This window comes from Micromonospora sp. M51, assembly GCF_018070305.1.
Taxonomy (GTDB): Bacteria; Actinomycetota; Actinomycetes; order Mycobacteriales; family Micromonosporaceae; genus Micromonospora; species Micromonospora parva.
Window position 1 is genome coordinate 1 of sequence record NZ_JAGPXZ010001568.1, and the last position, 381, is coordinate 381.

1 pseudogene is annotated in these 381 nt (G+C 73.2%); it reads right to left on the minus strand.

The features are described 5' to 3' along the window. A pseudogene (locus tag KBX53_RS35985) lies at nt 1-328 on the minus strand (hypothetical protein); the annotation flags it as partial. Nucleotides 329-381: the final 53 nt, after the last annotated feature.

Sequence of the window (381 nt, forward strand, 5' to 3'; positions counted from 1 at the left end):
CACCGGTGGCCGGCACCCGGGACACCCGCACCGGTCGGCGTACCGCCGGTCGGGACCCGGTGGTGACCGCCGGCGCCGGCTCGACGGCCGGGTCCGCGGGCGGTGCGTCGGCCTCCGCCATCCTGCGGCGGGCCAACTTCACCTCACGCCACCAGACGTAGACCACGAAACCGGCGAAGATCGGCCACTCGACCGCGTACCCCCAGCTCAGGCTGTTGCCGGCGGCGGCCCGGCTGATCTGCCACCAACCCAGCCCGAGGAAGCCCACGACCAGCACGACCATGGCCACGTGGCGCGCGATCCACGCCGGAGTCCAGAGCCGCCTCATGGCATCGAGGGTACCGGGGACGCCGCCGGTCTCCGACACCGTGTCGTAGTTGT